The following is a 13,891-nucleotide window of genomic DNA, read 5'->3' on the forward strand; positions in this document are numbered from 1 at the left end:
CAACGCCCCCGACGCAGTCCACGCAGCCCTAGCCTTGATAATGATACTGATTCTCATTTGCAAGATTCTTCTCTTTCCGGGAAAGAAAGACGGACAGCCTGCGACCGCCACCTGGAACCGCGCAGGGGCGCGACGCTGCCGGCCGGACTGGGCTACACTCGGGCCGACATCGACCGGCGGTTCCCCGACCGGATCCAAGACCCGACAGGGCCAAAAAGGACAAGAACCAATGACCACCGAGAGCGCAACCGAAGCGACCTTCGAAACCGGGGCCTTCGAAACCGGGGAGGCCCTGCTCGCCCGCCATCCCGGCGCCATCATCCAACCCGTCAAGGGAGTATGGCCGCGCATCGCCGCCGACGCCTATATCGCCCCCGGCGCGGTGGTGGTCGGCGACGTCACCATCGGGGCGGAGGCCAGCGTCTGGTACGGCTGCGTGCTTCGCGGCGACGACCACAGCATCACGGTGGGGCCGCGCACCAACATCCAGGACGGCACCATCATCCACGTCATGCTGAACGAGTATCCGACCGTGATCGGCGCCGACGTGGTGATCGGCCATGGCGTGCGGATGCATGGATGTACGCTGGCGGACGGCTGTCTGGTCGGCATCGGCGCAATCGTGCTGGACGGGGCGGTCGTGGAAAGCGGCGCCATGCTGGCGGCCGGCGCGGTGCTGACCCCGCGCAAGCGCGTCCCCGCCCGCCAGCTTTGGGCGGGCAGTCCGGCCAGGCATCTGCGCGACGTGACCGACGCCGAGGTGGAGTTCATCGCCTTCGACGTGCGCCACTATGCCGGTCTGGCACGGGCTGCGTCGGGGCGCGGGTGACAGGGCCGGGGCGATGTTCGATTCGAACGGACGTCGCCCCACCTGCACGTTGCGGCACCGCCGACAGCCCTGACCGAGCTCGCGTATAGCGCGGCCGTATATTTCCAGGCGTCACGCGCCCCATCGCATTTATATGCCCCGCAGCCTTCTTCTCAGTGGGATAGCGGCCATTGGCCGCGCCTGGACTGCGAGGCTGTCATGCAAGGAAAATCGCCTCTCGCGCTGCTCGACCGGACCATGCCTGCCCCGGCACGCATGGAAGACTGCGATCCGCAGACATCGGCTGCCTCCTCCCATGAGGCATTCCCCTCCCCGCGCGCGGTGCTGGGCGAGGCGGCAGTCACCATCGCCGCGTTCCTGCTGATCGCTTTTGCCCTGCAGGTGCTGGCCTTGTGGATCGGGGCCTGACCGGCGGAGGCGGTCGCGCGGATGCCCGGACGGCCAGCCGTATATATGAACCCTATATTTTTCGGCCCTGCCGTCCCCCATCGAATCTATACGCGGCTCCGGCGCACCCTCACAGGGTCGGACCTCCCCGCCACCGTCAAGGCGAGGGGGACGCAATTCCGGAGACCCCAACGATGCTCGACCTGCTGTTTCTTGCGCTCACCGTCGGCTTCTTCGCCGCGGCGGTCGCCTATGTCCATGCCTGCGACCGGCTGTGAGGGGAGCGGCGCCATGTCCCTCGATTATGCCCTGGCCGGCCTCGTGACCGCCGGACTGCTGGTCTATCTGGTCTATGCCCTGATCCGCCCCGAACGGTTCTGAGGAGACCCATCCCATGACCGTCAACGGCTGGATCCAGATCCTGGTCTTCCTCGCCCTGGTCGTCGCGATGACGCGGCCCCTGGGCGGCTTCATGACGCGCGTCTTCACCGGCGAGCGCACGCTGCTCTCCCCCATTCTGGGACCCGTCGAACGCGCCCTCTATCGTCTGGCCGGCGTCGACGAGCGCACCGAGCAGCATTGGGTGACCTACGCCGTATCGATGCTGCTGTTCAGCGCCGCCGGCATGCTGCTGCTCTATGCCCTGCAACGTCTCCAGGCCGTGTTGCCGCTGAACCCGCAGGACATGGCGGCGGTGCCCGCCGACCTCGCCTTCAACACCGCGGCCAGCTTCACCACCAACACCAACTGGCAGAATTACGGCGGCGAGACCACCATGGGCCATCTGGTGCAGATGGCCGGGCTGACCTTCCACAACTACGTCTCGGCCGCCACCGGCATCGCATTGGCGGTGGCGCTGGTCCGCGGCTTCGCCCGCACCTCTGCCCGCACGGTCGGCAATTTCTGGGTCGATCTGACCCGCGCCACCCTCTATGTCCTGCTGCCGCTGTGCGTCGTCTGTGCGTTGTTCCTGGTCTGGCAGGGTGTGCCGCAGACGCTGGCGGGTGCCGTCGACGCCACCACGCTGGAAGGGGCGAAGCAGACCATCTCACTCGGCCCCGTCGCCTCGCAGGAGGCGATCAAGATGCTGGGGACCAACGGCGGCGGCTTCTTCAACGCCAACTCCGCCCATCCCTTCGAGAACCCCAACGCCCTGACCAATCTGGTCGAGATGCTGTGCATCTTCGCGCTGGGCGCCGGCCTGACCAACCTGTTCGGCCGCATGGTCGGCGACGAGCGCCAGGGTTGGGCGATCCTGGCCGCCATGGGCCTGCTGTTCGTCGCCGGCGTCGCCGTCGCCTACTGGGCCGAGGCGCAGGGCAACCCGGCCTTCGCGTCCTTCGGCATCGACGGCAGCGCCGGCAACATGGAGGGCAAGGAGACCCGCTTCGGCATCGCCGCGACGGCGCTGTTCGCCACCGTCACCACCGCCGCCTCCTGCGGCGCGGTCAATGCCATGCATGACAGCTTCATGCCGCTGGGCGGCATGGTGCCGATGATCAACATGATGCTGGGCGAGATCATCGTCGGCGGCGTCGGCGCCGGCCTCTACGGCATGCTGCTGTTCGCCATCGTCGCGCTGTTCGTCGCCGGGCTGATGGTCGGCCGCACCCCGGAATATCTCGGCAAGAAGCTGGAGGCGAAGGAGGTCAAGATGACCATGCTCGCCATCCTCTGCCTGCCGCTGATGATGCTGGGCTTCACCGCCGTCGCGGTGGTGCTCGACACCGGCACCGCGTCGATGGCCAATGCCGGGCCGCACGGCTTCTCCGAAGCGCTCTACGCCTATGTCTCGGGTGCCGCCAACAACGGCAGCGCCTTCGGCGGACTGACCGGCAACACGCCCTGGTACAATGTCACGCTGGCCATCGCCATGCTGGTCGGCCGCTTCCTGGTCATCGTGCCGATGATGGCGATTGCCGGCTCGCTGGCGTCCAAGGCCCGCGCCCCCGTTTCGGCCGGCACCTTCCCCACCCATGACGGCCTGTTCGTCGGGCTGCTGGTCGGCGTCATCCTGATCGTCGGCGGCCTCACCTTCTTCCCGGCTCTCGCCCTCGGCCCGGTGGTCGAGCATCTGGCGATGACCGCCGGCACCCTCTTCTGATCGGGAACGCTCCCATGCATGCCAAAAGCAAACGGTCCGGCCGGTCTTCGGCCAGCACCCTGCTGGACCCCGCCATCCTGGTGCCGGCCATCGGCGGCTCCATCGCCAAGCTCTCCCCGCGCCAGATGATCCGCAACCCGGTGATGTTCTGCGTCGAGGTGGTGGCGGCGCTCACCACCCTGCTGGTCCTGCGCGATGCCGTCACGGGGGCCGGGGTCTCCGGCTTCGCCGTCCAGATCGTCGTCTGGCTGTGGTTCACGCTGATCTTCGCCAACTTCGCCGAGGCGGTGGCCGAGGGGCGCGGCAAGGCCCAGGCCGCCAGCCTGCGCAAGACCCGCACCGAGACCAGCGCCAAAAAGCTGGAGAACGGCACCGTCCGCACGGTGCCCGCCACCGCGCTGAAGCCCGGCGACCTCGTGCTGGTCGAGGCCGGCGACATCATCCCGTCCGACGGCGAGGTGGTGGAGGGCGTCGCCTCGGTCAACGAGGCCGCCATCACCGGCGAATCCGCTCCGGTCATCCGCGAAAGCGGCGGCGACCGGTCGGCCGTCACCGGCGGCACCCAGGTGCTGTCCGACCAGATCAAGGTGCGCATCACCGCCGCCCCCGGCTCGACCTTCCTCGACCGCATGATCTCGCTGGTGGAGGGCGCCCAGCGCCAGAAGACCCCCAACGAGATCGCACTCAACATCCTGCTGGCCGGGCTGACCATCGTCTTCGTCATCGCCGTGGCGACGATCCCCAGCTTCGCCGCCTATGCCGGCGGGTCGGTCGGCGTGCTGGTGCTGGTGGCGCTGTTCGTCACGCTGATCCCGACCACCATCGGCGCGCTGCTGTCGGCCATCGGCATCGCCGGCATGGACCGTCTGGTCCGCTTCAACGTGCTCGCCATGTCCGGCCGGGCGGTGGAGGCGGCGGGCGACGTCGACACGCTGCTGCTCGACAAGACCGGCACCATCACGCTGGGCAACCGTCAGGCGGCCGAGTTCCTGCCGGTTGCCGGCGTCGGCGAGGAGGAGCTGGCCGATGCCGCCCAGCTCGCCTCGCTGGCCGACGAGACGCCGGAAGGCCGCTCCATCGTCGTGCTCGCCAAGGAGGAATACGGCATCCGCGCCCGCAGGATGGAGGAGATGCACGCCTATTTCGTCCCCTTCACCGCCCAGACCCGCATCAGCGGCATCGACACCGACGGCACGGTGATCCGCAAGGGCGCGGTGGACGCGGTTCTGGCCCACGTCAACGGGGCGCAACGCGTCGCCGTGGCCGGCGGCCGCGGGGTCACCACGCTGCACCCGGCCGCCGGCCCGGCGGAGCGCGAGATCCTCGCCATCGCGGAACGGGTTGCCAAGGCCGGCGGCACGCCGCTGGCGGTGGCGCGCGACGGCCGGCTGCTCGGCATCATCCACCTGAAGGACATCGTCAAGGGCGGCATCCGCGAACGCTTCGCCGCCCTGCGCCAGATGGGCATCCGCACGGTGATGATCACCGGCGACAACCCGATGACCGCCGCCGCCATCGCCGCCGAGGCCGGGGTGGACGATTTCCTCGCCCAGGCGACGCCGGAGGCCAAGCTCCAGCTGATCCGCGACGAGCAGGCGAAGGGCAAGCTGGTCGCCATGTGCGGCGACGGCACCAACGACGCGCCGGCGCTGGCCCAGGCCGATGTCGGGGTGGCGATGAACACCGGCACGGTGGCGGCGCGCGAGGCCGGCAACATGGTCGATCTCGACAGCGACCCGACGAAGCTGATCGAGATCGTCGAGATCGGCAAGCAGCTGCTGATGACCCGCGGCGCGCTCACCACCTTCTCCATCGCCAACGACGTGGCGAAGTATTTCGCCATCATCCCGGCAATGTTCCTCGCCTTCTACCCGCAGCTCCAGGCGCTGAACGTGATGGGGCTGCACAGCCCGGAAAGCGCCATCCTGTCGGCGATCATCTTCAACGCGCTGATCATCGTGGCGCTGATCCCGCTGGCCCTGCGCGGCGTGCGCTACCGCGCCGTCGGTGCCGCCTCGCTGCTGCGCCGCAACCTGCTGATCTACGGCCTTGGCGGCCTCGTGGTGCCCTTCGCCGGCATCAAGGCGATCGACCTGATCGTCACCGCCGCCGGCCTTGTTTGAGGAGCCTGTCATGTTGAAGGATCTGCGTCCCGCCCTGGTGATGACCGTCGCACTGACGGCGATCACCGGGCTTGCCTACCCGCTGGCCGTCACCGGCATCGCGCAAGTCCTGTTTCCGCATCAGGCCAACGGCAGCCTGATCGAACGGAACGGGACAACCGTCGGCTCCAGCCTGATCGGACAGGATTTCACCGCTGCTGGCTATTTCCACCCGCGCCCCTCAGCCACCACCGGTGCCGACCCCGCCGATCCGGCCAAGACCGTGCCGGCTCCCTACAATGCAGCGAACTCGATGGGCTCCAACCTCGGCCCGACGAGCAAGGCGCTGGTCGACCGCGTGCAGGCCGACGCCGAAAAGCTGAAGGCGGAAAACCCCGGCGCTCCGGTTCCGGTGGAACTGGTGACCACCTCGGGCAGCGGCCTCGACCCCGACCTGTCGCCGGCCGCCGCCGACTTCCAGGTGCCGCGCGTCGCCAAGGCCCGTGGCCTTCCGGAGGATGCCGTGCGCAAGCTGGTCGCCGACACCACGGAACCGCGCCCGCTCGGCTTCCTGGGCGAGCCGACCGTCAACGTCCTGGCGCTCAACCTCGCCCTGGATCGGGCGGCCGGCAAGGCAGCGGGCAAATAGCCGGCCGGGGCAGTGCAACGGGACTGTCGGAATCGGCTATCCTCCGCAACGGCCGGCGGAGTAATCCATAGCCGGGCTTGCGGCCGGGTTTGGGACCGCTTCTGGAGCGGGGGGAGCGGAAAGGGACGATGCCATGACCGACGAACAGAGCGAGCGCATTCAGGGCGACCGCGCCGGCCGGCCATCTCCCGACGCGCTGCTCCGTCAGGCGGCGAAGGAGGCGCAGGGGCGGCTCAAGATCTTTCTTGGTGCCGCCCCCGGCGTCGGCAAGACCTTCGAGATGCTGCAAACCGCCCAGGCCAAGCGCCGCGACGGCGTCGACATCGTCGTCGGGGTGGTCGAAACCCACGGCCGGCGCGAGACCGAAGCGCTGGTCGCCGGGCTGGAGGTGGTTCCGCGCCGCGCCATCGAGCACAAGGGCCATGTCCTGACCGAGATGGATGTGGACGCCATCCTCGCCCGCCGCCCGAAAATCGTGCTGGTCGACGAACTGGCCCACACCAACGCCGACGGCGGACGTCATCCGAAACGGTATCTCGACGTCGAGGAACTGCTGGCCGCCGGCATCGACGTCTACACCACCCTGAACATCCAGCATGTCGAGAGCCTGAACGACGTCGTCGCCAAGATCACCCGCGTCCGCGTCCGCGAGACGGTGCCGGACTCGATCCTCGACCGGGCCGACGACATCGAGGTCATCGACATCGCGCCCGACGACCTGATCCAGCGCCTCCAGCAGGGCAAGGTCTATGTCCCGCGCACGGCCGAGCGGGCGATCCGGCATTACTTCTCGCCCGGAAACCTGACGGCACTCCGCGAACTGGCGCTGCGGCGCACCGCCGACCGCGTCGACGAGCAGCTGCTGACCCACATGCAGGCGCACGCCATCTCCGGCCCCTGGGCCGCCGGGGAGCGGCTGCTGGTCTGCATCAACGAGGACGCCAGCGGCGGCGCCCTGGTCCGTTACGCCCGCCGTCAGGCCGAACGGCTGCGCGCCCGCTGGGGCGCCATCCATGTCGAGACAAGCCGGGCGCTGCGCCTGAGCGAGGCCGACCGCGACCGCATCGCCGACACGCTGCGGCTGGTGGAACGGCTGGGCGGCGAGGCGGTCACGCTGCCCGGCAGCGATGTCGCCGACACCGTCGTCGACTATGCGCTGACCAACAACGTCACGCACATCGTCATCGCCAAATCCACCCGTCCGCGCTGGTCGGAACTGCTGCACGGGTCCGTGGCGCACAGCCTGATCCGCCGGGCGGGCGACATCAGCGTGCATGTCATCGCCGCCGGTTCCGGCGCCGCGCTTCCCGCCAGGACGGTCAGGACGGAAGCGGCCCGGCAGCGGGCCTTCGCCTGGTGGCCCTACGTCGCCAGCACGGGCTATGTCGCGGCGGCGCTGGGCGCCGGCCATGTGCTGCACCGGGTGCTGGCCCTCAACAACATGGCGCTGGTCTTCCTGACCGCCGTGCTGGCGAGCGCCGTCACCGGCGGGCTGGCGCCGTCGCTCTATGCCAGCGTAATCAGTGTCCTGGCCTTCAACTATTTCTTCCTGCCGCCGCTCTACACCTTCACCATTTCCGATCCCGAGAACATCGTCGCCCTGCTGGTCTTCGCCGTCGTCTCGGTGATCGCCAGCAACCTGACCGCCCGTGTCCGTGCCCAGGCGGTGACCGCGAGGCTCCGCGCCAAGACGACGGAAGACCTCTACCAGTTCAGCCGCAAGTTGGCCGGCGTGGTGACCATGGACGATTTGCTGTGGGCCACCGCCTATCAGATCGCCGCCATGCTGAAGGTCCATGTCGTCCTGCTGCTGCCAGAGAGTGGCCCAGGGGAAGGCCATGGGAAAGGCAGTGTCGCGGTCAGGGCCGGCTATCCGCCGGAGGACGTCATCGAGGACGCCGATCTGGCCGCAGCGGTCTGGGCATGGGAAAACAACCGACCGACCGGCAAGGGCGCGGACACGCTGCCCGGCGCCAAGTGGCTGTTCCTGCCGATGCGCACCGGGCGCGGAGTCGTCGGGGTGGTCGGCATCGACACCGGCGGCGGAAAGGGGCGGACCGGCGGTTACCTGACACCGGACGAACGCCGGCTTCTCGACGCGCTGATCGATCAGGCCGCCCTGGCAATCGAACGTGTGACGCTGGCCGAGGATGTCGACCGCAGCAAGCTGGCGGCGGAAACCGAACGGCTGCGCTCGGCCCTGCTCACCTCGATCTCGCACGACCTGCGCACGCCCCTGGCCTCCATCCTGGGTTCGGCGACCAGCCTCGTCGGCTATGGACCGATGATGGACGAGGAGGACCGGCGCGACCTCGCGGCGACCATCCAGGAGGAGGCGGAACGGCTCAACCGCTTCATCGCCAACCTGCTGGACATGACGCGGCTGGAATCGGGGGCCATCCGGCCGCGCACCGGTGCGGTCGACCTGTCCGAGGTGGTCGGCAGCGCGTTGGAGCGGGTGTCCCGCATCCTCGCCGGCCATCGGGTCGAGGTCGATCTTGCCGCCGGCCTGCCGATGGTGGACATCGATGCCGTATTGATCGAACAGGCGCTGTTCAACCTGCTCGACAATGCCGGCAAATACGCGCCGGCCGGGTCGACGATCACGGTGCGCGGACGGCAGGACGGCGCCCTCGTCCGCATCGAGGTGCTGGACGAGGGCGGCGGCATTCCGCCCGAGGATGTGGAGCGCATCTTCGACAAGTTCTACCGTGTCCATGCCCAGGACCGGCAGCGCGCCGGCACCGGGCTGGGTCTGGCGATCTGCCGGGGCTTCGTCGAGGCAATGGGCGGGACGGTCACGGCCGGCAACCGCCGCGACCGCAGCGGCGCCGTCTTCACCCTGACCCTCCCCAAGGCAGCCGACATGTCCGGATATGAAGAGGAAGCCGCCGCATGAAATCGGACTCCATCCCGCTGCGCGTGCTCGTCGTCGATGACGAACCGCCGATCCGGCGCTTTCTGCGCACCAGCCTGACGGCCCAGGGATACGACATCGTCGAGGCGGAGGACGGGACAAAGGCGCTGGAGGAGGTGCGGCGGCGCTCCCCCGATCTGCTGGTCCTCGATCTCGGGCTGCCGGGCATCGACGGGCTGGAGGTTATCCGCCGCCTGCGCGGAAGTGGCGTGACCCTGCCGATCATCGTGCTGTCCAGCCGGGTCGACGAGGCCGGAAAGGTCGAGGCGCTCGATCTGGGGGCCGACGACTATGTGACCAAGCCCTTCGGGGTCGAGGAGCTGCTGGCCCGCATCCGCACGGCCATGCGCCACAAGCTCCAGCAGCAGGGCGAACGGCCGCTGTTCCGCAGCGGCGACCTGACGGTCGATCTGGTCCGGCGCATCGTCACCGTGCGCGGCGAGGACGTGAAACTGTCGCCGCGCGAATACGACCTGCTGCGCCTGCTGGTGGCGCATGCCGGCAAGGTGCTGACCCACCGCTTCATCCTCAAGGAGGTGTGGGGCGGTGAAACCGACATCCAGTACCTACGGATTTACATCCGTCAGTTGCGGCAGAAGATCGAGCCCGATCCGGAACGGCCCCACCACATCCTGACCGAGACGGGGGTCGGATACCGGCTGCGCGCACCCGATTGAGGCGGATACACTTTCCCCGCCGACAGCCGCCGGCACATGGTTTCATGACGATTCGATGACGGGTGGCAGCAAGCCAATTCCCGCTCTTGACCTTGGCCGGCCAGGGGAGTAGAGGGGCGGCATCGTCACCGCATGATCGTTCCCTCCGCCCTGCCCGCCGGGCCGGCGGCCGGATCGAAAAGGCAAGAGATGGACAGCCCCAGTAGTCGATCTACTCACATTCCCCTGACGACGCCGTTCGCGGGCTGACCTCTTGTAAGGGGTTCACCCGCGGCCCGTCGTCTTCGGGCCGATCAGAGGTGGACCATGGTGAAGCTCCTCACCATCCCGGTTTCCATGCGCCGCCGCCCCGACGGGCGCGGGTGCTTTTCCGTGACGGGCGACCTGCGCCCGCCAAGTCGCTGACCCCACGCCACTCCTCCTGAAAATCCGCACCGGCGCCTCTGCTGCGCCGCTACCGTTTTCCTTGCCGGCCGGTCCCGCGACGGGACCGCAGGATGGATCGTCATGGTCTGGATCAACACGAATGTTTCGGTGAAGGCTACCGACGCCGCGCCGAACCGGTGGGACGTGGTCGCCCTGCCGCTGGTCATCGGCCTGCTGGCCCTGCTCGCCATCGGCGGCCATCAGATGGCCCTGCCGCTGAACAGCGTCGAAGAGGTGCCGGTCACGCTGGACCCCTGGATGCTGCCGGAATACGCCCTGCGCTCGACCCTGCGGATGCTGGCGGCGATGGCGGCTTCGCTGCTGTTCACCTTCACCTATGCCACGCTGGCGGCCAAGAGCCGGCGGGCCGGCATGCTGCTCATCCCGGTGCTGGACGTGCTCCAGTCGGTGCCCGTGCTCGGCTACATCTCCTTCACCGTCGTCTTCTTCCTGGGGCTTTTCCCCGGCAGCGTGCTGGGAGCCGAGTGCGCGGCGATCTTCGCCATCTTCACCAGCCAGGCCTGGAACATGGCCTTCAGCTTCTACCAGTCGCTGCGCACCGTTCCGCGCGACCTGGACGAGGCGGCGACCGGCTTCGGCTTTTCCGGCTGGCAGCGCTTCTGGACGCTGGAGGCGCCCTACGCGGCCCCCGGCCTGGTGTGGAACATGATGATGTCGATGTCCGGCGGCTGGTTCTTCGTCGTCGCGTCGGAGGCGATCACCGTGGGCGACCACACCATCACCCTGCCCGGCATCGGCTCCTACCTCGCCAAGGCCATCGACGGGCAGCGGCTGGACGCCGTCGGCTGGGCGGTGCTGGCGATGCTGCTGGTCATCCTGGCCTATGACCAGCTGCTGTTCCGCCCGCTGGTCGCCTGGGCCGACAAGTTCCGGGTCGAGCTGACCGGGGCGCAGGAGGTCCCGGAATCCTGGCTGCTCACCCTTTTCCAGCGCACCCGCTTCTTCCGCGCCGTCTTCGCGCCGTTCGAGCGGATGCTCGGCCGGCTGGTCTGGCTGCGCCTGCCGGTGGGCGGCGCGAGCCGCGGTGCGGCGGGCGGCCGGCGGGCGGGCGGGCGGCTGCTCGACCGGGTGCCGGCGCGGGCCGTCGATATCGTCTGGTACCTGCTGCTGGCGGTGGCGGGCCTGTGGGCCGGCTGGTCGATGATTGCCTTCGTCTCCTCCGGCGTCGACTGGGGCGATGTCGGCACCGTGCTTCTGCTCGGCGGTGCCACGCTGCTGCGGGTGATCGTGCTGATCGCGGTGGCGACGCTGGTCTGGGTCCCGCTGGGCGTGCTGATCGGGCTGCGGCCCCGGCTGGCGGAGAAAGTCCAACCGGCCGCCCAGTTCCTCGCCGCCTTCCCGGCCAACCTGCTGTTCCCGGTCGCGGTGGTCGCCATCGTCCGCTTCGACCTGAACCCGGACGTCTGGCTCAGCCCGCTGATGATCCTCGGCACCCAGTGGTACATCCTGTTCAACGTCATTGCCGGGGCCACCGCCTTTCCCGGCGACCTGAAGGAGGCGGCGGCCAATTTCCGCATCCGCGGCTGGCAATGGTGGCGCGACGTCATGCTGCCGGGCGTTTTTCCCTACTACGTCACCGGGGCGGTCACCGCGTCCGGCGGGTCGTGGAACGCCAGCATCGTGGCGGAGGCGGTGAACTGGGGCGACACCCGGCTGACCGCCCATGGCTTGGGCAGCTACATCGCCCAGGCCACCGAGGCCGGCGACTATCCCCGCATCGTGCTGGGCATCGCCGTCATGTCGCTGTTCGTCATCCTGTTCAACCGTCTGCTGTGGCGTCCGCTCTATGCGTTCGCCGAGCGCCGCCTGCGCCTCGCCTGAGGAGGACCCCGCCATGCTGAACACCCGCAACACCACCATCTTCGAACTGAGCGGCGTCCGTCAGGCCTATGCCAAGCCGTCGGGGCAGGATTACGTCGTGCTCGACAATGTCGACCTGACCTTGCGCGACGGCGAGATCGTCGGGCTGCTCGGCCGCTCCGGCTCCGGCAAATCGACGCTGCTGCGCATCGTCGCCGGGCTGGTCAAGCCGACCGGCGGCTCCGTCCGCCATCATGGCGAGCCGGTCGCCGGCCCGACCGACGGGGTGGCGATGGTCTTCCAGACCTTCGCCCTCTTCCCCTGGCTGACCGTCTGGGAAAACGTCATGGCCGGCCTGAAGGCCAAGGGCGTGCCCGCCCGCGAGGCCGAGGCGCGGACCGAGGAGGCCATCGACCTGATCGGTCTGTCCGGCTTCGAATCCGCCTATCCCAAGGAGCTGTCCGGCGGCATGCGCCAGCGGGTGGGGTTCGCCCGCGCGCTGGTGGTCCATCCGGAAATCCTGCTGATGGACGAGCCCTTTTCCGCCCTCGACGTGCTGACGGCGGAGACTCTGCGCACCGACCTGCTCGACCTGTGGATGGAGCGGCGGCTGCCGATCAAGTCGATCCTGATGGTGACCCACAACATTGAGGAGGCGGTGCTGATGTGCGACCGCATCCTGGTCTTCTCCTCCAACCCCGGCCGGGTGGCGGCGGAGATCCGGGTTAACATCGCCCACCCGCGCAACCGCCTGGACCCGCAGTTCCGCGCCATGGTGGACGACATCTATGGCCGGATGACCGCGCGCAAGCCGCTGGTGGCATCGTCGCCGGCCGCCAAGCAGCCGCCGGCCCATGCCGTGCCGCTGGAGCATGTGTCGACCAACCTGCTGGCCGGCCTGCTGGAGACGCTCGCCTCGCCGGCCTACCATGGCAAGGCGGACCTGCCGCATCTGGCCGCAGCGCTCCAGCATGAGATCGACGACCTGTTCCCGATTGCCGAGACGTTGCAGATGCTGGGTCTGGCGGAGGTGGCGGAGGGCGACATCCACCTGACCGAGCCCGGCCGGCTGTTCGCCGAATCCGGCCTGGATGACCGCAAGCGGCTGTTCGCGGAGCATCTGATCCGCTACGTGCCGCTGGCGGCCCACATCCACGGCCTGCTGAAGGAACCGGCGACCCAGCGCGTGCCGAGCAGCCGCATCCGGGCCGAACTGACGCCCTTCATGAGCGAGGGCTATGCCGAGGAGACGCTGAAGGCCGTCACCAGCTGGGCACGCTATGCCGAGCTGTTCACCTACGACGACGAGACCGAGACCTTCGCGTTCGAGGATGCGGACTGAACGGACGGCCGGAGCCGTTGACAGGAGCCGGCCCCGTCACATCAGCGAAAGCCGGATCGGCACCGACGCTTCCCGTCGGCTGTCCGGTCCGGCATCTTCCCGGTGCCGTCCGCAGGTCAGAGATGGCGGCCGCTCATTTGCGGGCGCATTTCTTCACATCGTCTTCGCTGATCGAAAAGGCATAGGCCTCGGTCCCCGACAGGGCGACATTGCGCAGGACGCAGGTGCGCCCCTTCTTGTCCTTCATGCTGACGTCCCAGGTCCCCGGCTTGACGTCGCTGAGCTTCAGGCGCTCATCGGCCTCGACCGTCTTGTCCTTGTCGTTCAGCGTCTGGTTCTTGCCCCACTTGTTCGTGCCGGGTTCGGCAAGCTTCAGCTCGGTGATGGTTTCCGTGGTCAGGTTCCAGAACTTCAGCGTCTGGGCCGTCTGGGCCTGCGCCGTCGTGACGAACGATCCTGCGCACAGCAGCAGGACGGGGATCAGGCTGTTTCGCTTCATGGTTTTTCCTCCCTTGGGTTGCTCAAGGCACGCGCGATCTGAACACAGGCCAGGAAGAAGCGGAATGCGACAATGGGATAAGCTGATTGTGCGATGCGCGTCTCGCGAGTGGCGAGAGGCCACGCAACGGTGGCACAA

11 protein-coding genes are annotated in these 13,891 nt (G+C 68.4%); 10 read left to right on the plus strand and 1 reads right to left on the minus strand.

The features are described from left to right. Window positions 1-229 precede the first annotated feature (229 nt). The 10 genes from VH569_RS21675 to VH569_RS21720 all read left to right on the plus strand — a co-directional run bounded on the left by VH569_RS21675 (window position 230) and on the right by VH569_RS21720 (window position 13,254). Window positions 230-829 carry a gamma carbonic anhydrase family protein gene (locus tag VH569_RS21675; protein WP_423317825.1) on the plus strand — a complete coding sequence of 200 codons (600 nt, stop codon included), beginning with the start codon at window positions 230-232 and terminating at the stop codon, window positions 827-829. A 198-nt stretch (window positions 830-1,027) separates the two neighbouring features. Next, entirely contained in the window at window positions 1,028-1,237 is a 210-nt protein-coding gene (locus tag VH569_RS21680) for a hypothetical protein (RefSeq protein ID WP_423317827.1), read from the plus strand. 270 nt (window positions 1,238-1,507) lie between these two features. Continuing rightward, window positions 1,508-1,597 carry a K(+)-transporting ATPase subunit F gene (locus VH569_RS21685; RefSeq protein ID WP_109448108.1) on the plus strand — a complete coding sequence of 30 codons (90 nt, stop codon included), beginning with the start codon at window positions 1,508-1,510 and terminating at the stop codon, window positions 1,595-1,597. Window positions 1,598-1,610: 13 nt separating this feature from the next. After that, window positions 1,611-3,320 carry a potassium-transporting ATPase subunit KdpA gene (gene kdpA, locus VH569_RS21690; RefSeq protein ID WP_423317829.1) on the plus strand — a complete coding sequence of 570 codons (1,710 nt, stop codon included), beginning with the start codon at window positions 1,611-1,613 and terminating at the stop codon, window positions 3,318-3,320. 14 nt (window positions 3,321-3,334) lie between these two features. Then, window positions 3,335-5,443, plus strand: coding sequence for a potassium-transporting ATPase subunit KdpB (gene kdpB / locus VH569_RS21695; protein ID WP_423317831.1), 2,109 nt, complete (start codon window positions 3,335-3,337; stop codon window positions 5,441-5,443). Between the two features lie 10 nt (window positions 5,444-5,453). Further along, on the plus strand, window positions 5,454-6,071 hold the full coding sequence (locus VH569_RS21700) for a K(+)-transporting ATPase subunit C (RefSeq protein WP_423317833.1): 618 nt from the start codon (window positions 5,454-5,456) through the stop codon (window positions 6,069-6,071). Between the two features lie 133 nt (window positions 6,072-6,204). After that, window positions 6,205-8,970, plus strand: coding sequence for a DUF4118 domain-containing protein (locus VH569_RS21705; RefSeq protein ID WP_423317835.1), 2,766 nt, complete (start codon window positions 6,205-6,207; stop codon window positions 8,968-8,970). Further along, a complete protein-coding gene (locus VH569_RS21710) occupies window positions 8,967-9,665 on the plus strand; it encodes a response regulator (RefSeq protein ID WP_098736456.1) in 699 nt (232 codons plus the stop codon). Before VH569_RS21705 ends, VH569_RS21710 begins: the two co-directional genes overlap by 4 nt. A gap of 507 nt (window positions 9,666-10,172) precedes the next feature. Further along, window positions 10,173-11,933 carry an ABC transporter permease gene (locus VH569_RS21715; RefSeq protein WP_423317837.1) on the plus strand — a complete coding sequence of 587 codons (1,761 nt, stop codon included), beginning with the start codon at window positions 10,173-10,175 and terminating at the stop codon, window positions 11,931-11,933. 13 nt (window positions 11,934-11,946) lie between these two features. Beyond that, window positions 11,947-13,254 (plus strand): AAA-associated domain-containing protein, encoded by a 1,308-nt coding sequence (locus VH569_RS21720; RefSeq protein ID WP_423317839.1) that lies wholly within the window; start codon window positions 11,947-11,949, stop codon window positions 13,252-13,254. Between the two features lie 133 nt (window positions 13,255-13,387). Here VH569_RS21720 and VH569_RS21725 read toward each other — a convergent pair whose 3' ends face one another. Next, window positions 13,388-13,753 (minus strand): hypothetical protein, encoded by a 366-nt coding sequence (locus tag VH569_RS21725; RefSeq protein ID WP_423317841.1) that lies wholly within the window; start codon window positions 13,751-13,753, stop codon window positions 13,388-13,390. Window positions 13,754-13,891 lie beyond the last annotated feature (138 nt).

This window comes from Azospirillum sp. 11R-A (assembly GCF_049472615.1).
In the GTDB taxonomy this organism is placed as follows: Bacteria; Pseudomonadota; Alphaproteobacteria; order Azospirillales; family Azospirillaceae; genus Azospirillum; species Azospirillum palustre.